Raw genomic sequence first — 19,448 nt, forward strand, 5'->3', positions numbered from 1 at the left:
CGATTAAGCAAGAGCAGCGACAACTGCCTCACCCATCTCAGCTGTACCAACTTTTGTCATACCTTCAGACATAATATCTGCTGTACGCAAGCCTTGATCAAGTACTTGACCTACAGCGTCTTCAATTGCTTTTGCAGCAGCTTCTTCACGGAATGTATAGCGAAGCATCATTGCAACAGAAAGAATCGTTGCTAATGGGTTAGCCACATTTTGACCCGCGATGTCAGGTGCAGAACCATGACAAGGCTCATACATACCTTTGCCATTTTCATCTAACGATGCAGATGGCAACATACCGATTGAACCTGTAAGCATTGCTGCTTCATCAGATAAAATATCGCCAAATAAGTTACCCGTTACGATCACGTCAAACTGTTTAGGCGCACGTACAAGTTGCATTGCAGCATTGTCGACATACATATGTGAAAGCTGAATGTTTGAATAACTTGCTTGCTGTAAATCAGTAACTGTTTGCTTCCAAAGTTCTGTAACTTCCAAAACGTTGGCTTTATCAACCGAACAAACTTTACCACCACGTAAACCTGCAAGTTCAAAAGCCACTTTTGCAATGCGCTTAATTTCGCTTTCAGAATAAACGTCTGTGTTATAGCCTTGTTTTTCGCCGTTTTCGAGTTCACGAATACCACGTGGCTGACCGAAATAGATACCACCAGTCAATTCACGAACAATTAAAATATCTAAGCCAGCAACGATTTCAGGTTTTAAGCTAGAAGCATCTGCTAATTGCGGATATAAAATCGCTGGGCGCAAGTTAGCAAACAAGTTAAGTTCACTACGAATTTTTAAAAGACCACGTTCAGGACGAATAGAACGCTCAATCGCATCCCATTTTGGTCCGCCTACCGCCCCTAATAAAATTGCATCAGCTTTTTTTGCTTGTTCACTCGTTACAGCTGGATACGGTTCACCATGCGCATCAATTGCTGCGCCGCCCAATAGGCCATGTTCCCAAGTTAACGATAAATTAAATTTTTCATTTACTGTATTTAATACTTTTTCTGCTGCCCCAACAATTTCAGGACCAATACCATCACCAGCTAAAATTAAAATCTGTTTAGACATGAACTTTTTCCATTTTCCAAAAACAAGCAGCGTTATATTTACCGCGGTGTTAGTTTTTTCTGTTCAAGGAACTCGCCTAGCCCTGTTGTTACATCAAATGGTCGACAAAAACGGCGAATTACACGCCCATCCTGATCTAAATCGACACATAATGGATCTGGTACAGAAACATTGAGCAAACTACCCGAACGGTTAGATTTGTCTCGGTACATTTTAAATGTATAGCGATGGTTGGCATTAAACTGGTGAATCACATGAAATGTTTCTGCCCGATCTGGAGAAATCGGATAGAAACGGATCACCACTTCATATTGTTTAGCGGGCACAGATAAATATAAACTGTTTGTTTGACCAAGCACTGAACCATGCAATCTTACAATTCCTTGATGAATTGCCTGATTACTAATTCGTCGTGTTTGCGCATCCACTACAGTAATATCATTTAGTCGTTCAAATTCACAACTCTTCGCGCCCGAACAATATATTGCTGCATTCTGCCCCAAATTTTCTTGTTCAGCCTGCTTAATACGGACAGTATCCACTACATTGTACGTGCTCTGACAAGCACTGAGTGTTATTGCGCACAGGCTCAACAAAAAGCTATGAGTAACGTTCCTCTTCATTGTTCAAGCCCAATCCTCATCTAGTGCATAATTTTAAGGTGTTTTTATGCTTTAGCATGTTAGCAAGAGTTTGAACACTACGCCATGGCTATGTTTAAAATGTACCAAAAGGTTAATTTAACTCTTGGAATACCCAAGGACGAACTTGTTTAGTTTTTTCTTCATAAGCACGAATTGCATCGGCATTTTGAAGGGTTAAACCAATATCATCCAAACCATTTAACAAGCAATGCTTGCGAAATGGGTCAACTTCAAATTTAAAAGCTTCACCTGTTGGTGTACGTACTTCCTGAGCTGCTAAATCAATTGTTAATTGATATCCTTCATTTGCCGCACACTCTTTAAATAACTGATCAACAATTTCTTCTGACAAAATGACAGGTAACATGCCATTTTTAAAACAGTTATTAAAGAAAATATCAGCAAAGCTTGGTGCAATAACAGTACGAAAACCGTATTCATTTAATGCCCAAGGTGCATGCTCACGGCTTGAACCACAACCAAAGTTAGTACGAGCAATTAAAACATTTGCGCCTTGATAACGTGGTTGGTTCAAAACGAAATCCGGATTTTTTGGACGAACTGAATTATCTTGTCCCGGATAACCTTCATCTAAATAACGAAGTTCATCAAATAAGTTATCACCAAAACCAGTACGTTTGATTGATTTCAAAAACTGTTTTGGAATAATTAAATCTGTATCAACATTGGCACGATCTAATGGTGCAACGATACCTTGTTCAACTGTATAAGCTTTCATGGTTTGCTCCAGACCGAATTAAAATGAACGAACGTCAACAAAATGACCTGCGATTGCAGCCGCTGCCGCCATTGCCGGGCTCACCAAGTGAGTGCGACCACCATTGCCTTGACGACCTTCAAAGTTACGGTTAGACGTCGATGCACAGTGTTCACCCGGTTGTAACTTATCTGCATTCATTGCTAAACACATTGAACAACCCGGCTCACGCCATTCAAAACCAGCTTCCAAGAAGATTTTATCCAAGCCTTCTTTTTCTGCCTGTTGTTTAACTAAACCAGACCCAGGAACAATCATGGCTTGCTTAATGCTAGAGGCTACTTTACGGCCTTTAACCACTTCAGCAGCAGCACGAATATCTTCAATACGAGAATTAGTACAAGAACCAATAAACACACGATCAAGTTGAATATCCGCTAATGCTTGACCTGCATTTAAGCCCATATATTGATAAGCACGCGTCCAGTCATTACGTTGAACGTCATCTTTCGCTTGTTCTAAAGTTGGTACAGCTTCTGTCACAGGAATAACCATCTCAGGTGAAGTTCCCCAAGACACTTGTGGCTCGATCTCTGCGCCATTTAATTCAACGACTGCATCAAACACTGCATCTTCATCTGAATGCAAAGTGTCCCAGTAAGCAACTGCTTGTTCCCATTGCTCGCCTTTTGGTGCGTAGCTACGGCCTTTCACGTATTCAACAGTTTTGTCATCAACTGCAACCATACCAACACGAGCACCAGCTTCAATCGCCATGTTACATACCGTCATACGTCCTTCAATCGACATATCACGGAAAACTTGACCACCGAACTCAATTGCATAGCCTGTACCACCAGCAGTACCAATTTTAGCAATGATTGCCAACACAACATCTTTTGGTGTGACGCCTTTGCCTAATACGCCATCCACACGTACTAACATGTTTTTAGATTTTTTCTGGATCAAACATTGTGTTGCTAACACATGTTCAACTTCAGATGTTCCAATACCATGCGCCAAACAACCGAAAGCACCGTGAGTGGCTGTATGTGAATCACCACATACGACTGTCATGCCTGGCAAAGTTAAGCCCTGTTCAGGTCCAACCACATGCACAATCCCCTGACGGATATCATTAATGCTGAATTCAACAATATTAAAAGCTTTACAGTTGTCATCTAAGGTTTGAACTTGAATACGAGACGTATCGTCTTCAATACCTGCGATACCTTGGTCACGCTCTTTTTTAGAGGTTGGAACGTTATGGTCCGGTGTAGCAACGTTTGCACTTAAACGCCATGGTTGACGACCTGCAAGTTGCAAACCTTCAAATGCTTGTGGACTAGTCACTTCATGCAATAAATGACGGTCAATATAAAGTAAACATGAGCCATCATCACGCTGTGAAACAACGTGGTCATCCCACAATTTGTCATATAAAGTTTTGCCTGCCATGTCGTCTTGCTCCATTGGACTGGGTAATTCTAATCTTTCTTCGATTATAGCCAGAGTTTCACATAAATCTAATTTATCATTTTTATAAATTAGAAAACTTTTTGGAATAAATTATAATTCGTTTGAGGTATCGCAAATTTAATAAATCGTTTTTTGTTAATGATTATCATTTGCATAATCAATTTTTAATCTTATACTCTCATCTCTATACTAAAAATATCAAAGTGGCTAAAGAGAATGATCATGGCTAATATCCAAAAATTCGTTATAAATAATCAACGTACCTTAAAGAAAACCTTCAGCTATTACATTATGCATATTAGCGTAGCAATGATAGTTGCATACTTTGTAACAGGTAATATCTGGATGGCTTTAACCTTAAGTATGCTCGAACCAACCGTACAAGCCTTTGCTTTTTTCTTCCATGAAAAAGTTTGGGCAGCTAAAGATCGCCGTGTATCAGCCTTAGCCGAAAAAGAAACAACGGCTTAGGCTAAGATTAGTACGGTAATTCACAACTTTCTCACTCGTTTTGCTGCAAGCATGATACGATTTTGGCTCGGCAACTTTAGCCCCTCGATTTTTCTATTCCAAGTTGAGTTGTATTATGAATCTTGCAGCCTTTGAAGCTTTTGTAAAAGTTATGGAAACAGGGTCTATCTCTGTGGCAGCAGATCAATTATTTATTACTCAACCTGCTGTTACCAAACGAATTCACAGCTTAGAAGAATATTTTGGTGTAAAACTATTTGAGTCCGCAGGCCGAGGTGTACAGGCAACTCATGCTGCACATTCATTATTACCAAAAGTTAAAAACTGGCTAAATGAGCTGGGTGATATTCACCATACGCTTAGCCATGAACAAACTCAGGTACAAGGCCGCTTAAAAGTCGGTACGAGTCACCATATTGGCTTGCATCATTTACCGTCCCCACTTAAACACTTTGTTCAACAATTTCCGCAGGTTACTTTAGATGTGCATTTTGTTGATTCAGAACAAGCTCATGAACAAGTACTGGCTGGTGATTTGGAGTTAGCATTCTTAACACTTCCTCCTTCAGGTGATGAGCGCCTTAACTACATTACGATCTGGAATGATCCTTTAGTTTTTGTTGCTGCGCCATTTCACCCATTAGCACAAAAGAAGAATCTCACCTTACAAGATTTAATTGAATATCCAAGCCTATTGCCCGCTGCACAAACTTACACCGCCCAAATCACATTAGCCGAGTTTGAAAAACAAGGGCTTAAACCAAAAATCACTATGAGTAATAACCCTCTTGAGTCTATTCGCATGTTGGTGTCGATTGGTTTAGGTTGGTCAGTACTACCAAAAACTCTACTGAATCAAGATATGCAGCAACTTGATTTAGATGTAGAAATGAATCGCCAATTAGGCATGGTGTGGCATCCTGCACGTACTCAATCTAGAGCTATGCAAGAACTCATTAAAATGATGCAGGAATAATTGAATTAACGACTATATTTTTTAAAAAGAATATAAATTAAAACAGCAAAAGGTAGTAGTAAAAACAGAACGCCCCAACTGAAACATATAGCAGCGAAAATAATTCCGCCAAATGCACTCATAAACAGTAAAGCAATAATATAAATAAGTAATTCACCAAAAATAGCGGTAATGAGCTGATCTATAAACTATTGAAAGAAACCAGGACTACTTTCATTTTTAGTGCGCTTGTTTTTAGCCATGCTATTTTAATTAATAAAGTTGTATATTGATTAGAAATGATACTGTAAATATATATCCTTTACTCTACTATCATTATACTTTTCACTTAAGATTCATGATCGTGAAGAATCAATATTCAAAGATAATTAAAATCGTTTTATACGGCTTCATAACTTTAGCTGTCTTAGTTATAGTTACATTTATTTGGTTTAAACCAATACGTTTTGTTTTCGCCCATCACCTGTCATTGTTACAGTGTGATGGTCAGATATGTGTAGATGATCCAAAGACAGAGCCTCTTGCAAAAACACTTTATAATCGGGCATTAAAAGAAACCCAAGACAAAGTAGGTACGTTTCATCAACAGCCCACTATGGTTTTTTGCTCAACTTCACAATGTGCAAATACCTTTGGTATGGAAAAAGCAGCTGCTAAAGCAGTGGGTAATTTGGGATTATTGGTTGCACCGCGTGGCTGGAAAGATTTCTACATCACCCATGAGCTTATTCATCACCGTCAAGCCGAAGAATGGGGAAATATAGCAATGCTGACTAAACCCAAATGGCTAGTAGAAGGCATGGCTTATAGTTTAAGTGATGACCCACGCCCTACGTTAACGGCACCCTTTCAACAATGGCGGACTCAATTTAAGCTTTGGCATCAACAAAACCCTGACCCAAATATTTGGCATACTACAGAGAAAGTTAAGTAATTTATTAAAGAGCTTCTAAAAACTTATTTTTTCCAAGAAGCTCACGCCTTTCAATTAAATTGACCAGTCCTGAATATCCCAATTATTTTCTTGGGCCAATTTTTCAAGGCGATCATCAGGATTTACTGCAATTGCATGCGTTGCATATTCAAGTAAAAAACGATCATTGATTGAATCAGAATACGCCCAAGACTCAGATACGCTACGACCTTCCAACCAACCATCTAGACGGGCAAGTTTGCCTTTTTGATAACACGCTAAACCAGCAACTTTACCTGTATATTTTCCGTCAGCCACTTCAGCATTGGTTGCCAAAATTTCTGTAATTCCAAATTCACGAAAAATTGGCGCAGTAATAAAATCACTTGTTGCAGTAATACCAACAATTGTATGACCTAAATCTTGATGTTTTTTGATTGCATCAAAACCTTTAGGACGCATTTGCGGGCGAATCACTTTCTGCATGAACAACTGGTGAAGTTCAGTTAAATAATTATTGTCGTGCTTTGTTAAAAATCCAAAGACAAATTCGTTATAAGCATATGGGTCAAGTTGTCCTGCTTTGTAATCTTCATAAAATTTATCATTCATCTGACGATGATGAACCGGATCAACCAAACCTTCATTGACTAAAAATTCACCCCACGAGTGGTCTGAATCGGTATTTAACAAGGTATGGTCTAAATCAAACAACGCCAGTTTCATGAAAATTCTCGTTTAAACTGAAATTTAAGAAAAAAAATGTAAATCTATCTCCGCTAGTCGATAGAAATTCGTTAAGATCGTAGCAATTTAAACATTTTACTTTGATCTTTTCGAGCTGGACATAAAAAAGTGTTTGTCCCCGCGATTAAAGTCAACGATATAGACAATATTTAGGTAGCCAAATGATCGATTCAGAAGGTTTCCGACCGAATGTCGGGATCATTTTGGCAAACGATGATGGACAGGTTTTATGGGCAAAGCGCATTGGTCACAATGCTTGGCAATTTCCACAAGGAGGCATTCAGTTTGGAGAAACTCCTGAACAGGCACTTTTTCGAGAACTGAGAGAAGAAATCGGCTTATTGCCCGAACATGTCCAGATTATTGCGCAAACCAAAGGATGGCTGCGTTATCGTTTGCCACATCGGTACATTCGGTCAGACTCTGACCCCGTATGTATCGGACAGAAACAAAAATGGTTTTTACTGAAATTAACTGCGCATGCAAAAAATATTCAGTTAAACCTCTCCGACCCACCCGAATTCGATGAATGGCAGTGGGTTAGCTATTGGTATCCCCTTGGTCAAGTGGTGAACTTCAAGCGTGATGTTTATCGTAAAGCCATGGTGGAGTTGTGTACACAGTTGCCGATGCAACAATTACCCTAAAAATCATTTATCTAGCAAATGATTTTTATTAAAAGTGCTGTTATAAATACATTCATAGTCTAAAAAAATACTGGAGTATACATCCATGTCAAACATGCAACTCGACACTTTACGGCGCATTGTCCAAGAGGTTAATGCGTCCGTCAGTTTGCATGAATCGTTAGACATCATGGTCAATCAGGTTGCTGAAGCCATGAAAGTGGATGTTTGCTCTATTTATTTACTCGATGAACGCAACCAGCGCTATGTTTTGATGGCCTCTAAAGGCTTAAACCCAGAATCTGTGGGCCATGTTTCACTGCAGCTCGGTGAAGGCTTGGTCGGTCTGGTTGGGCAACGTGAAGAAATTGTTAACCTTGACAACGCACCAAAACATGAGCGTTTCTTGTATTTACCTGAAACGGGCGAAGAAATTTATAACTCATTCCTTGGCGTACCTGTCATGTATCGCCGTAAGGTTATGGGCGTTTTGGTTGTACAAAACAAACTTCCTCAAGATTTTAGCGAAGCAGCCGAGTCATTTTTAGTCACTCTGTGTGCTCAGCTTTCTGGGGTTATTGCACACGCTCACGCAGTTGGAAATATTGACGTATTTCGTAAACCAAGTAATGGCCCTGCCTATAAAACCTTTCAAGGTGCTTCAGGTGCAGGCGGTGTTGCTTTAGGTCGCGCTATTATTTTATATCCACCTGCCGATTTAGCCTCAGTACCTGACCGTGAAGCAGAAGATATTAGTCATGAACTTCGACTTCTAGATCAAGCCATTTCATCAGTTCGTTCAGAGATTCGTTCTTTAGATGAAAAAATGCATGATTCATTAATGGCAGAAGAACGCGCTTTATTTAGTGTTTTCTTACGAATGCTTGATGAAAATGCATTGCCAGCCGAAATTAAAGAACTTATTCGTGACGGGCATTGGGCACAAGGTGCAGTACGCCGTGTGATTGAAAAACATACTGCCCTATTTGCACAAATGGAAGACGACTATCTTCGTGAGCGAGTTTCTGATCTTAAAGATTTAGGCCGACGTATTTTAGCCTCGTTGCAAGAAGAAGATTCTAGTCACCGTGAACTCAGTCCAGACAGTATTTTAATTGGTGAAGAAATTAGTACTGCGGCACTCGTAGAGCTACCAGTAGACAATATTGCAGCAATTGTAACCTCAGAAGGTGCAGCCAACTCACACATGGTGATTGTGGCTCGTGCATTAGGTATTCCAACCGTAGTTGGCGTAACTGAACTGCCTGTTAACACACTTGATGATGCAGAAATGATTGTGGATGCCTATCAGGGCCGTGTTTTTGTTAATCCGCCACGTCGTTTACGCCAACGTTATAAAGAAATTCAAAAAGAAGATGAACAGATCGCAAAAGATCTCAAACAATACGAGACCAAAGAAGCGATTACGCCAGATGGTGTATCTGTTCAGCTTTATGTGAATACGGGTCTCATGATTGACGTAGTACGCGGAGTACAACGTGGCGCGCAAGGTGTGGGTCTATACCGAAGCGAAATTCCATTCATGTTGCGGGAACGTTTCCCAGGTGAAGAGGAACAACGTGCAATCTATCGTCAACAATTAAGCCACTTCGCCAACAAACCTGTGGTGATGCGAACTCTGGATATTGGTGCCGATAAAGACTTGCCTTACTTCAGTATCGAAGAAGAAAACTCGGCATTAGGCTGGCGCGGTATTCGTTTCACGCTTGATCATCCTGAGATTTTCTCGTCTCAAATTCGCGCCATGCTCAAAGCCAGTATTGGTCTAAATAATTTGCATATTTTATTGCCAATGGTCACTACAGTAAGTGAGGTAGAAGAAGTACTTTATTTACTTGAGCGTGACTGGATTGCGGTGCAAGAAGAAGAGCAAGTTAAAATTACCAAGCCTAAAATTGGAATTATGGTTGAGGTGCCAAGCGTATTACTACAAATTGATGAGTTTGCTGAACTCGTCGATTTCTTCTCAGTCGGTTCAAACGACTTAACACAATATTTACTTGCGGTTGACCGTAATAATCCACATGTGGCAAACGTTTACTCACATTTCCACCCATCTATTTTACGTGCTTTAACTCGCTTGGTTAAAGAATGCCATGACCACAAAAAACCAATCAGTATTTGTGGTGAAATGGCAGGTGATCCATTATCGGCAATTTTACTCATGGCGATGGGCTTTAATACCCTTTCGATGAGTTCGAGTAACATTTTGCGAGTACGAAAAGCAATTTGTCATGTACCTATGACAGACGCACAAAAATTACTTGATGATGTTATGAAAATGAATAATCCACTCATTGTGAAAAGCTGGCTTGAGTACTATTTTAAAACTCACGGCCTAGCCGACATGGTCAAATCAAATCGAATCGTAAATGTGTAATATTTAAAAAAAGGAGAGCCATGCTCTCCTTTTTTCTTTCAAATAACTTAATAAAACCAAATATAAAAATTTCTTTTCTCTCTCTTATATCCAACTTTTTAAACGAAACTTCAATCGGTTTTTTAAATTAATATTTGCAATTTAATCCATTTGAAAAATAAATCCTCTACTTCTACTATATTTAAAGAGCGTTATTCAAAGATCTTAAGTTGTTCCAGCAATTGAAGAGGTAATTCTATGCATCATTATTTTCAAACTTCATCTTATTTTTCCTCTTGTTTTTTAACCTTCATACAGTAAATTGGAGGAATAACAACTAAAGGAATCTGATGCATTATTAAATTAAAAATAATGAGCCGAAATCTTGGTGAAAAGACTTTTTAAACGATTTCTCTCATCATTTGCTCACTCATTTCTTTATTTGATAAACATGAGTTTTTAAACCAGAAGTCCAGGAAAATGAGCCCTACTACTTTATCAAGAGCTCAATAATTATTACCCAGAGAGAATATAATCATGTCAGACGAATCAAAATGCCCTTTTTCAGGACATAACTCAAAACCCCAAGTAACGATCGGTGGTGGCACGCCTAGTTTACACTGGTGGCCAAAACAACTACGCGTCGACCTACTCAATCAACATTCAGAACGTTCTAATCCACTCAGTAAAGATTTTAATTATCGTCAAGAATTTAAAAAACTCGACTATTACACCCTTAAAGCTGATATCAAAAATGTATTAACCGATTCTCAAGATTGGTGGCCAGCCGATTGGGGAAATTACACAGGTTTATTTATTCGTTTAGCATGGCATGCTGCCGGCACATATCGTATGGGCGATGGCCGTGGTGGTGCTGGTCGCGGACAGCAACGTTTTGCGCCATTAAATAGTTGGCCTGACAATGCGAGCTTAGATAAAGCACGCCGTTTGCTATGGCCAGTTAAACAAAAATACGGTCAAAAAATATCATGGGCAGATTTATTTATTCTTGCCGGTAACATTGCTCTTGAGTCTTCTGGCTTCCGTACCTTTGGTTTTGGTGCAGGTCGTGAAGACGTTTGGGAACCAGACAACGATGTAAACTGGGGCGATGAAAAAGAATGGTTAGCTCATCGAAACTCTGAAGCATTGGAAGGCAGTAATCTCGCTGCAACCGAAATGGGTCTAATTTATGTAAACCCTGAAGGTCCACAAGCCAGTGGTGATCCAAAATCGGCTGCACCATTTATTCGTGCGACTTTCGGCAACATGGCAATGGATGACGAAGAAATTGTTGCATTAATTGCAGGTGGCCATACTTTAGGTAAAACCCACGGTGCTGGCTCTGCTGACCATGTTCAGGCTGATCCTGAAGGTGCTCCAATTGAACAGATGGGCTTTGGCTGGTCAAATAGCTTTGGTACAGGCGTTGGTAAAGACGCGATCACTTCTGGCTTAGAAGTCATTTGGTCACAAACGCCAACACAATGGAGCAATTACTTCTTTGAAAACCTATTCAAATACGAGTGGGTACAAGAACGCTCACCTGCTGGCGCAATTCAATGGGTAGCAGCAGATGCTGAAGCGATCATTCCTGATCCATTCGATCCATCAATTAAACGTAAGCCAACAATGCTGACTACAGATTTGACCTTACGTTTTGATCCTGAGTTTGAAAAAATCTCTCGTCGCTTCCATAACGACCCACAAGCTTTCGCTAATGCTTTTGCACGTGCGTGGTTCAAATTAACTCACCGCGATATGGGACCAAAAGCACGTTATCTAGGTCCTGAAGTTCCAGCTGAAGATTTAATTTGGCAAGATCCATTACCTGTTGCTAGCGCTACACCATCGGCTGCCAGCATTGCTGATGCAAAAGCAAAAATTGTTGCACTAGGGCTATCTGCTGGTGAGTTGGTTTCTCTTGGTTGGGCTTCAGCGTCAACTTTCCGTGGTGGAGACAAGCGTGGTGGAGCAAACGGCGCACGTATTGCCTTATCACCGCAACGCGATTGGGAAGTAAACCAAAAAGCTGTTGAAACTTTAACTAAAATTGAAGAAATCAAAGCCTCAACTCAACTGTCATTAGCTGACCTCATTGTGTTAGCAGGTAACGTTGGTGTAGAGCAAGCTGCTCAAGCGGCAGGTTTCAATATTAGCGTTCCATTTGCCTCTGGTCGTGTTGATGCATTACAAAGTCAAACTGATGTCGAATCTTTCCAATTGCTCCGCGGCCTTGCCGATGGTTTTAGAAACTGGAAAAAAGAGGGCGTCAATGCAGCAACTGAAGCATTATTAATTGATAAAGCACAGCAACTGACTTTGACTGCACCTGAGTTAACCGCATTGATTGGTGGTTTACGTGTTCTAGGAACTAACTGGGATGGTTCGCAACACGGCGTATTCACTCAGCAAGTTGGTGTACTCAGCACAGACTTCTTCACGAACTTACTCGACATGTCTACTGTATGGGCACCTGTTGATTCAACAAGCGAAGTATTTGAAGGCAAAGACCGCAAAACAGGCACTGTAAAATTTACTGCAACACGTAATGATTTAGTGTTTGGTTCAAACTCAATCTTGCGTGCACTGGTAGAAGTTTATGCTCAGGCGGATGGTAAAGAAAAATTTGTTCAAGACTTTGTAGCAGCATGGACTAAAGTCACGAATCTTGATCGTTTTGACTTAGCTTAATTTAAGTCTAAACCAAACAAAGCCAGTTCAAATTGAACTGGCTTTTTTAATTAAATATAAAATGATGTAATTTTATACAGTCAATTTATGCCCTTCTCGAATGCAATAAAAAGGATTCGCAAGTTTCGATGAAGCTTTAATTGCTTGAGCTAGCGCATGTTCAGGATCTTCTCGGTCTTCGTCGGTCAACTGAAAAGTTCGATAATGAATCGCAACAGAACGATGAGCTTGCAAATCTAAATGTGCATGCACAGCATCTTGAGGGTTCATATGAACATAACTCATTAACTTGCGAGGTTCATAAGCTCCGATCGGAAGTAAAGCAACACGTGGTGCGCCATAACGAGCATGAATTTGCTTAAAATGCCCCGCATAACCCGTATCACCAGCAAAGAAACAATGCCCTGTTTTAGCTACAACCGAAAAGCCGCCCCAGAGTGCTTTATTCTGGTCACGTAGGCCACGACCAGAGCCATGCTGTGCAGGTGTATAGATTATTCTTAGTTCGTGATAGGGAATTTCTTGCCACCAATCCATCTCAATCACATGAAACTCTTTGGGTAGGTAAAAGCCATTCCCGAGTCCAGTATAAATCGGCATTGCAAATTTTTTATGTAGCCATTCAAGCGTAGCCAAATCCATATGATCATAATGATTATGGCTGAGTAGAACACCATGAATCGTCGGCAATTGCTCTAATGCAAAACCTGCTGGACACACACGGCGAGGTCCACGACCCTGTGAAGGGCTTGCATAATCACACCATACGGGATCGGTAATAAAGTTATAAGGCCCAATCTGAATCAATACCGTTGCATGTCCAACAAACCAAACTTGCCAATCATCTAAATCCGCCTGAGGACGATTTTGAGGCAAGGCCACAGCCGTATTTACACGAGTATCGTATTCATTTTGAATATCAACGTTCCATGTAAAAGACTCACGTGTAACTAACCAACGTAATAGCTCTTTTGAGCCTCTAGCCGGTGATTTAGGCTGTTGGTTATAAAAACGTGTATCAGATTCACGCCCTGACTCGGGATGATAAAAAGGAGGTTTTATCCATGTATGCGTCCAACAGGACTGAGTCGGCAATTGATATGTTAATGTCGGCTTGTCTTTCATGGGCTTTTCTATGTTTTAGCATCGGCAGAATGGATGTGTTCAGGTTTCTATCTTAACAATTAAAACAAATTAAGCTATGGCACTTACACTTATTTATCATATAAATATCCCTTTTATTGTGGTCACAGCCAACATAAGTTGAATTAGATTGCCATAAAAAATACATAGATGTGTTGGGTTTATGCGTCGATAATTACCATTCTTATTAAGACTGCTTGTATAACATAACAATCATTAGTCACGTGAAATTGGGGGGGAGTTACTTGGTTTTGCCTTAGTAAACTCTACTTTTCCAACTTCAAATGTTTTGCCAGATTACAGAACAAAATATTTAGTAACACTTAAAGCCAATTCATTCTTAAAGAATTTATATTTTATAATATTATTTTATATTTCTTCATTTTTGCATATTATGAGAATCACCTATACTAATATTTAAAACATTTAAATATTTCTTTGATTAAGTAAAAATAATGTATTTAAACTCCCCTAATTAATATATTTTATGAATTACTTGAACTTAGATTTATATATTAAATGTTTAATGAAAATGAAAATTCCATTTATTTTATAAATACCTAAATCACCTTCACGCTATATCCCTTTATGCTTTATACTTCACATAAATCATAGTAAGACATTTTTTGGATTAGTCTTATGGAACTACGCCATCTCCGATATTTCATTACCGTTGCTGAAGAATTAAATTTTAGTAAAGCCGCCCTTAAACTTTTTACCGCACAACCCTCCCTTAGCCAACAGATTAAAGATTTAGAAGAAGATGTTGGTGTCCGACTTTTAAATCGCACTAAACGTAAAGTTGAATTAACCGAAGAAGGTGAAGTCTTTTTAGAACATGCTCGCCTGACCCTTGCTCAAGCTGAAAAAGCAGTTGCTCTGGCACGACAGGTTTCTAAGGCTAAACAGCAACTGCTCCGTATCGGTTTTGTTCCCATTGCAGAAATGAAAATTTTTCCTTACGTTCTTCCTAATCTGCGATTACAACACCCCGATCTCATCATTGAACTATCTAATCTAAACAATACTGAACAACTTAAATCCTTAAAAAAAGGTGAGTTAGACATTACCTTTACTCGAGAAAATACAGATAGTGATGAGATCCAAAGCCAATTTGTTTTGACTGAACCCTTGATTTTTTTACTTCCTAAAAATCACCCACTTACTCAATATGAACGAATTCCCGTCCATGCTTTACAGGGCGTTGACTTTATTATTCCTGCTGCCGAGCAGTCACAAACATTACATAACACGATTTTAGACTTTGCCAAAACTCACAATATTGACCTCAATATTGTTCAAAAAGCAGACAGCATGTTGTTTAATATTAACTCTCTTGGCTCTGGATTAGGTTGTACAATTTTACCTGCTTACGTTGCACCTTTAGGCATCAAAAATACAGTAGTCCGCCCTCTTGATGTCGAGTTACCGACATTAGATTTATTCGTAAATTATCGTAGAAATTCACAGTCTTTAGGGGTTCAAAAATTTATTGATCAACTCACTAAAGTATTTCATCTGGATAAGAACTTAACTCACACCTAATCAGAAAAGCTATATTTTATTTTAAGCCTATGATTAATAAGGACACCTTTATAAAAGGTATAAGTAAATAATATTTTTTATTTATTTTATACTTTTTATAAACAGTTTAGCCCGCGCTTTTGTTCTATTTTACCTACTCGGTAAAAGTAAATATCTCTTAAATACAATTTAAAAACTTGGAATAAAATCTATATAAAACTAGATATTATTTTCACCATTTAATAAAAAATAATATATTTACCATTTGGTAAAAGGAGATTAGAAAAATGGTTGCAGTATTTCAACATCTTGGACGTAGTGTACTAAACCGCCCTCATTTCTTTATTGCTTTATTTATAGGATTTATCACAGCGAGTATTCTCACATGGTTCACCTCATGGAAATGGTCAACTATTTTATTAGTCAGCTGGAATACTTCAATTAGTATATATTTACTACATGTTTGGCAGCTCATGAAAAGTGCTGATCATTCTCAAATGCAGCAGCAAGCTAAAAAACAAGATGAAAGCAAATGGGTCATTATGCTGATTGTTCTATTGGCTTTAACCATGTGCCTAGTTGCTATTTTAATACAGCTCTCACAGCTTCCTTCTGATCATGCTGCAAAGTTAGGCCATGTGGCTTTAGCTTTACTCACCATTGTTTCTGCATGGCTTTTTATGCATACCGTTTTTGCTCTACATTATGCCCATGATTTTTATATGGCTTTATCTAGAAATGAAGAAAATGGAGGTCTAGATTTTCCGGGAACAAAACAGCCCACTTATCCTGATTTTCTATATTTTAGTTATATTATTGGGACTTCTGCCCAAACGGCCGATGTTTCGATTACCACCAAACACATGCGTCTTTTAAACTTATTTCACGCGGTGTTGTCTTTTGGGTTTAATACGACCATTTTAGCGATCTGTATTAACGTTGCTGCTGGTTTTCTTACCAACTAAAACTTGCATTTAGGAAATAAAAAAGTCACCCAAATGGGTGACTCTGAACAGCAGAGGTTTACAACAATGAGCCCATCGAGCTTTGTTTTAAGCCTTCACGTTGTTTGATAGTTTCAACATAACGCGTAATAGCAGGATGAGATTCAATCGCTCCCATTTTCAATTGCCATAACAGCATTGCTCCAACGCTTACATCTGCGGCGGTAAATTGTTCGCCACACACATACGGATTGGCTTCACTAAGCCCTTGTACTAAAGCTTGGTAGGCATCGTTGTAATCACCATAACCCACAAACATTTTTTGCTCAGGAGATACATCTATTCCTAGAGCTTTATCAACACCCGCAGCTTCCCATGGGCCTGCCATCAAAAATAACCAGCGATAGTACAAACCGCGTTTAGGATCATCTAGTGCAGGAGCTAAACCTTTATCGAAAAATTTATCAGCAAGATAAGCACAGATTGCACCTAGCTCATAAATCACGACATCACCATCTACCAATACTGGCACTTTTCCAAAAGGATTAATTTTTAGATATTCCGGTGTTTTCATTTCAGTCTTGTATTCGACTTCAATACGTTCACACTCAACACCTAATTCGACTAAAAGCCAGTCGACCACAACACCACGTGATTCTTTGTTAGTATAAAGTTTAAGGCTCATTTTTATGGCTCCTTGTTTATCGTGGAACCTAGTCTACAAAACCTCTTTGTCAGTTTTTGTCAGTAGTCTTCGACTCTTGTGCCCACCACTGCTCAAATAGTTTTTGCTTAAATGATGGATATAATTCTTGGCTTAAACTCAACTGTTGAATACGATCAAGTCTAAAATGTCTAAAATCCTGCCTGAGTTCACACCATGCAGCCAATAAAATTTTGTCATTAAAATATCCCAAGGCAAACGGCCACAAGGTTCGGACACTACTTCGTTGCTGCTCATCATGATAATGCAGCGAAATTTTAACTTGCTGCCGAATGGCTAAACGCACCTGTTCGACTCGACTTTCATCTACAGGCAGCCACGTATTAAACGCTCTTAAAGTCGTTTGCTGTAATAAATATTGCCGATGCTCAGGCAAAACAGAATTCAATTTAGCTAATACAGATGTAGATGCCGATTGTAACGATTGATCTGGCACACTCTTTAACCAATACAATGCCAGAAAAATAGCTTCGACTTCATTTTCATTGAGTGTCATTGGTGGGAGTACAATATCTTCTTTAAGTTGAAAACCTATACCTGCCGATGCCTCAATTGCTACACCCTGCTCACGTAAGCTATCGATATCGCGATAGACACTTCGGACACTAATTCCCATACGTTCAGCGAGAACTTGTGCAGTGATTGGATAACGGGCTTCTCGTAGTTGTTGTAAAAGATTTAATAGACGAATAGAACGACTCATTTTTCTCTTCTTATTGTTATTAGACATACAATAAGAGGGAATAAATTCCCCCTTCTTATATTATTCTAAATTATGCAACATCTACCGTAGATAGCTTTGCATACTCTCTTAAAAAGTTGTGCAGCTCAGGTACATCTTTAGCAATCGTTAAAGGCTGGAACTGTTGTAGAACTTCGATCGAATGCACACCATAGCCCACACCAATTCGTGGCATGTTTAACCGCTGAGCCATCTCAAGATCATAGCTACTATCACCAATCATTACTGCACGCTCAACACTCACTCCAGTGACTGTTAAGATTTCTTGCAACATGAGTGGATCTGGTTTCGATCGAGTTTCATTGGCTGCTCGAGTCACATCAAAAAGATGAGTACTCTGTGTTTTTGCAATTACACGATCTAGCCCACGACGGTTTTTACCCGTTGCGACTGCAAGTTTTAAACCTTGCGCTTTTAAATCATGTAGTAGTTCAGCAATACCATCGAACCATGCATCATTTGTAGAGTTTACAATATAGTGATCGCCATATGCTTTTAAAATTGAGTCATGTAACTCAGGTGCTTCTGGAAATAGGGTTTGCATAACTTCGGGCAAGCCTAAACCAATAATACTTTTTGCTGCTTCATCTGTTAAAGGCAATTCATGCTGCTCTGCGGCATGTTGCAAGCTAGCAACAATCTGTCCAACAGAGTTATATAAAGTCCCATCCCAGTCAAAAATAACTAATTCGGTTTTTAGACTCATTTTGCCACTCTCAAAGCCTTTAATAACTGGGTCATGTCTTCTGGTAAAGGCGCTTCAATCGGCGGATAACCTGGAATATCTAAACGCATCGCATGTAAACATAGACGACGTGCTTCAGGGCCAGTGTACTCAGTCGTGTGTCCATATTTATCGTCACCAATCAATGGGTGTCCAATGCTTAAACCGTGTACACGAATCTGATGAGTACGGCCAGATAAAGGTGATGCATGAACCAGAGTCGCATTTTTAAAACGCTCTGCTACAACCCATTCGGTTTTACTGGGTTTACCATCTTTAGTCACACGTACACGACGCTCGCCATTTGCCAACTCATATCTCAATAAAGGTGCATCAATCAGCTGTTTATCTAAGCTCACTTGCCCTTTAACAATCGCTGCATAGGTTTTACGAATTTTGTGCTCACGCAACATATCTTGTAGTTGTTTTAATGTGCTACGTTTTTTACTAATCATGACCAGACCAGAAGTATCACGGTCAATACGATGAATAAGTTCTAAATATTTTTTGCCTGTCGCTGCACGTAGTGCCTCAATCAAACCATACGCCATACCACTACCACCATGGACAGCAATACCTGAAGGTTTATTTACAACTAACAAACCTTCATCTTCATAGACCACACGGCTTAATAGACCTTGTGCCACACTGTCACTGACAGGAGCAGCTGTTTCGTCTTTTTGTTCGTAACGAATTGGAGCAACACGAATCTGATCACCAATCTCAAGTTTAGTCTCAGCTTTAACACGTTTTTTATTTACTCGAACCTGACTTTCACGAATCAAACGATAAATACGACTTTTAGGTACACCTTTTAAACGCGAGAACAGGAAATTATCAATTCGCTGTCCTGCTTGATGTTCATCCACCTCAAACCAAGTGACACTTTGCCATTGCTGTGTAGAATTCATACTAA

The 19,448-nt window shown here is 39.4% G+C and carries 19 protein-coding genes; 8 read left to right on the forward strand and 11 right to left on the reverse strand.

Going from position 1 to position 19,448, the window contains the following annotated elements:
• Positions 1 to 3: 3 nt before the first annotated feature.
• The 4 genes from leuB to leuC form a co-directional block, all read right to left on the reverse strand.
• Positions 4 to 1,083 carry a 3-isopropylmalate dehydrogenase gene (leuB, locus tag K6I41_RS16970; protein ID WP_004640985.1) on the reverse strand — a complete coding sequence of 360 codons (1,080 nt, stop codon included), beginning with the start codon at positions 1,081 to 1,083 and terminating at the stop codon, positions 4 to 6.
• 38 nt (positions 1,084 to 1,121) lie between these two features.
• Positions 1,122 to 1,706 (reverse strand): hypothetical protein, encoded by a 585-nt coding sequence (locus tag K6I41_RS16975; RefSeq protein WP_005302052.1) that lies wholly within the window; start codon positions 1,704 to 1,706, stop codon positions 1,122 to 1,124.
• A gap of 112 nt (positions 1,707 to 1,818) precedes the next feature.
• Positions 1,819 to 2,466, reverse strand: a complete 648-nt coding sequence (leuD, locus tag K6I41_RS16980; RefSeq protein ID WP_003654711.1) for a 3-isopropylmalate dehydratase small subunit — start codon at positions 2,464 to 2,466, stop codon at positions 1,819 to 1,821.
• 18 nt (positions 2,467 to 2,484) lie between these two features.
• Entirely contained in the window at positions 2,485 to 3,903 is a 1,419-nt protein-coding gene (leuC, locus tag K6I41_RS16985) for a 3-isopropylmalate dehydratase large subunit (protein ID WP_004794861.1), read from the reverse strand.
• Between the two features lie 237 nt (positions 3,904 to 4,140).
• On the opposite strand from leuC, the gene K6I41_RS16990 reads away from it, so the two are divergent.
• Positions 4,141 to 4,395 (forward strand): DUF2061 domain-containing protein, encoded by a 255-nt coding sequence (locus K6I41_RS16990; protein ID WP_171056858.1) that lies wholly within the window; start codon positions 4,141 to 4,143, stop codon positions 4,393 to 4,395.
• 115 nt (positions 4,396 to 4,510) lie between these two features.
• Positions 4,511 to 5,371, forward strand: a complete 861-nt coding sequence (locus K6I41_RS16995) for a LysR family transcriptional regulator (protein WP_005302044.1) — start codon at positions 4,511 to 4,513, stop codon at positions 5,369 to 5,371.
• Positions 5,372 to 5,376: 5 nt separating this feature from the next.
• Here the strand turns inward: K6I41_RS16995 and K6I41_RS17000 are convergent, their stop codons facing one another.
• Complete coding sequence (locus K6I41_RS17000) at positions 5,377 to 5,556, reverse strand: hypothetical protein (protein WP_250375805.1); 180 nt, start codon at positions 5,554 to 5,556, stop codon at positions 5,377 to 5,379.
• A gap of 152 nt (positions 5,557 to 5,708) precedes the next feature.
• Between K6I41_RS17000 and K6I41_RS17005 the strand changes: the two genes are divergently transcribed.
• Positions 5,709 to 6,305, forward strand: coding sequence for a hypothetical protein (locus K6I41_RS17005; protein ID WP_250374822.1), 597 nt, complete (start codon positions 5,709 to 5,711; stop codon positions 6,303 to 6,305).
• A 54-nt stretch (positions 6,306 to 6,359) separates the two neighbouring features.
• Here the strand turns inward: K6I41_RS17005 and K6I41_RS17010 are convergent, their stop codons facing one another.
• On the reverse strand, positions 6,360 to 7,010 hold the full coding sequence (locus tag K6I41_RS17010) for an HAD family hydrolase (RefSeq protein ID WP_250374823.1): 651 nt from the start codon (positions 7,008 to 7,010) through the stop codon (positions 6,360 to 6,362).
• Between the two features lie 182 nt (positions 7,011 to 7,192).
• Here K6I41_RS17010 and K6I41_RS17015 point away from each other — a divergent pair, with 182 nt between their 5' ends.
• From K6I41_RS17015 to katG, 3 genes are all read left to right on the forward strand, one after another.
• Positions 7,193 to 7,678, forward strand: a complete 486-nt coding sequence (locus K6I41_RS17015) for an RNA pyrophosphohydrolase (RefSeq protein ID WP_004794866.1) — start codon at positions 7,193 to 7,195, stop codon at positions 7,676 to 7,678.
• Between the two features lie 85 nt (positions 7,679 to 7,763).
• Positions 7,764 to 10,058 (forward strand): phosphoenolpyruvate--protein phosphotransferase, encoded by a 2,295-nt coding sequence (gene ptsP / locus K6I41_RS17020; RefSeq protein ID WP_107880677.1) that lies wholly within the window; start codon positions 7,764 to 7,766, stop codon positions 10,056 to 10,058.
• A 516-nt stretch (positions 10,059 to 10,574) separates the two neighbouring features.
• Positions 10,575 to 12,731 (forward strand): catalase/peroxidase HPI, encoded by a 2,157-nt coding sequence (gene katG, locus K6I41_RS17025; protein ID WP_250374824.1) that lies wholly within the window; start codon positions 10,575 to 10,577, stop codon positions 12,729 to 12,731.
• Between the two features lie 72 nt (positions 12,732 to 12,803).
• Here katG and K6I41_RS17030 read toward each other — a convergent pair whose 3' ends face one another.
• The gene (locus K6I41_RS17030) at positions 12,804 to 13,856 is read right to left on the reverse strand and encodes an MBL fold metallo-hydrolase (RefSeq protein WP_016139375.1); all 1,053 of its coding nucleotides are present in this window, start codon (positions 13,854 to 13,856) and stop codon (positions 12,804 to 12,806) included.
• A 657-nt stretch (positions 13,857 to 14,513) separates the two neighbouring features.
• Here K6I41_RS17030 and hcaR point away from each other — a divergent pair.
• On the forward strand, positions 14,514 to 15,419 hold the full coding sequence (gene hcaR / locus K6I41_RS17035; RefSeq protein WP_004794873.1) for a DNA-binding transcriptional regulator HcaR: 906 nt from the start codon (positions 14,514 to 14,516) through the stop codon (positions 15,417 to 15,419).
• Positions 15,420 to 15,685: 266 nt separating this feature from the next.
• A complete protein-coding gene (locus tag K6I41_RS17040) occupies positions 15,686 to 16,363 on the forward strand; it encodes a DUF1345 domain-containing protein (RefSeq protein WP_005302023.1) in 678 nt (225 codons plus the stop codon).
• 58 nt (positions 16,364 to 16,421) lie between these two features.
• Here the strand turns inward: K6I41_RS17040 and K6I41_RS17045 are convergent, their stop codons facing one another.
• The 4 genes from K6I41_RS17045 to K6I41_RS17060 all read right to left on the reverse strand — a co-directional run bounded on the left by K6I41_RS17045 (position 16,422) and on the right by K6I41_RS17060 (position 19,443).
• Complete coding sequence (locus tag K6I41_RS17045) at positions 16,422 to 17,027, reverse strand: glutathione S-transferase family protein (protein ID WP_250374825.1); 606 nt, start codon at positions 17,025 to 17,027, stop codon at positions 16,422 to 16,424.
• Positions 17,028 to 17,076: 49 nt separating this feature from the next.
• On the reverse strand, positions 17,077 to 17,769 hold the full coding sequence (locus K6I41_RS17050) for a helix-turn-helix transcriptional regulator (protein ID WP_151826417.1): 693 nt from the start codon (positions 17,767 to 17,769) through the stop codon (positions 17,077 to 17,079).
• Positions 17,770 to 17,839: 70 nt separating this feature from the next.
• On the reverse strand, positions 17,840 to 18,514 hold the full coding sequence (locus K6I41_RS17055; RefSeq protein WP_250374826.1) for an HAD-IA family hydrolase: 675 nt from the start codon (positions 18,512 to 18,514) through the stop codon (positions 17,840 to 17,842).
• Positions 18,511 to 19,443, reverse strand: coding sequence for an RluA family pseudouridine synthase (locus tag K6I41_RS17060; protein WP_004794885.1), 933 nt, complete (start codon positions 19,441 to 19,443; stop codon positions 18,511 to 18,513). Before K6I41_RS17060 ends, K6I41_RS17055 begins: the two co-directional genes overlap by 4 nt.
• Positions 19,444 to 19,448 lie beyond the last annotated feature (5 nt).

Source organism: Acinetobacter sp. AS23 (assembly GCF_023612055.1).
GTDB classification, from domain to species: Bacteria; Pseudomonadota; Gammaproteobacteria; order Pseudomonadales; family Moraxellaceae; genus Acinetobacter; species Acinetobacter oleivorans.

Bases quoted from the DNA above. Each gene is read 5' to 3' on its own strand.
- K6I41_RS17055 (WP_250374826.1), bottom strand. From the start codon at position 18,514: ATGAGTCTAAAAACCGAATTAGTTATTTTTGACTGGGATGGGACTTTA.
- K6I41_RS17045 (WP_250374825.1), bottom strand. From the start codon at position 17,027: ATGAGCCTTAAACTTTATACTAACAAAGAATCACGTGGTGTTGTGGTC.
- leuB (WP_004640985.1), bottom strand. From the start codon at position 1,083: ATGTCTAAACAGATTTTAATTTTAGCTGGTGATGGTATTGGTCCTGAA.
- hcaR (WP_004794873.1), top strand. From the start codon at position 14,514: ATGGAACTACGCCATCTCCGATATTTCATTACCGTTGCTGAAGAATTA.
- K6I41_RS17040 (WP_005302023.1), top strand. From the start codon at position 15,686: ATGGTTGCAGTATTTCAACATCTTGGACGTAGTGTACTAAACCGCCCT.
- K6I41_RS17015 (WP_004794866.1), top strand. From the start codon at position 7,193: ATGATCGATTCAGAAGGTTTCCGACCGAATGTCGGGATCATTTTGGCA.
- K6I41_RS16990 (WP_171056858.1), top strand. From the start codon at position 4,141: ATGATCATGGCTAATATCCAAAAATTCGTTATAAATAATCAACGTACC.
- K6I41_RS16975 (WP_005302052.1), bottom strand. From the start codon at position 1,706: ATGAAGAGGAACGTTACTCATAGCTTTTTGTTGAGCCTGTGCGCAATA.
- K6I41_RS17005 (WP_250374822.1), top strand. From the start codon at position 5,709: ATGATCGTGAAGAATCAATATTCAAAGATAATTAAAATCGTTTTATAC.
- leuC (WP_004794861.1), bottom strand. From the start codon at position 3,903: ATGGCAGGCAAAACTTTATATGACAAATTGTGGGATGACCACGTTGTT.
- K6I41_RS16995 (WP_005302044.1), top strand. From the start codon at position 4,511: ATGAATCTTGCAGCCTTTGAAGCTTTTGTAAAAGTTATGGAAACAGGG.
- K6I41_RS17060 (WP_004794885.1), bottom strand. From the start codon at position 19,443: ATGAATTCTACACAGCAATGGCAAAGTGTCACTTGGTTTGAGGTGGAT.
- K6I41_RS17030 (WP_016139375.1), bottom strand. From the start codon at position 13,856: ATGAAAGACAAGCCGACATTAACATATCAATTGCCGACTCAGTCCTGT.
- K6I41_RS17050 (WP_151826417.1), bottom strand. From the start codon at position 17,769: ATGAGTCGTTCTATTCGTCTATTAAATCTTTTACAACAACTACGAGAA.
- katG (WP_250374824.1), top strand. From the start codon at position 10,575: ATGTCAGACGAATCAAAATGCCCTTTTTCAGGACATAACTCAAAACCC.
- K6I41_RS17010 (WP_250374823.1), bottom strand. From the start codon at position 7,010: ATGAAACTGGCGTTGTTTGATTTAGACCATACCTTGTTAAATACCGAT.
- ptsP (WP_107880677.1), top strand. From the start codon at position 7,764: ATGTCAAACATGCAACTCGACACTTTACGGCGCATTGTCCAAGAGGTT.
- leuD (WP_003654711.1), bottom strand. From the start codon at position 2,466: ATGAAAGCTTATACAGTTGAACAAGGTATCGTTGCACCATTAGATCGT.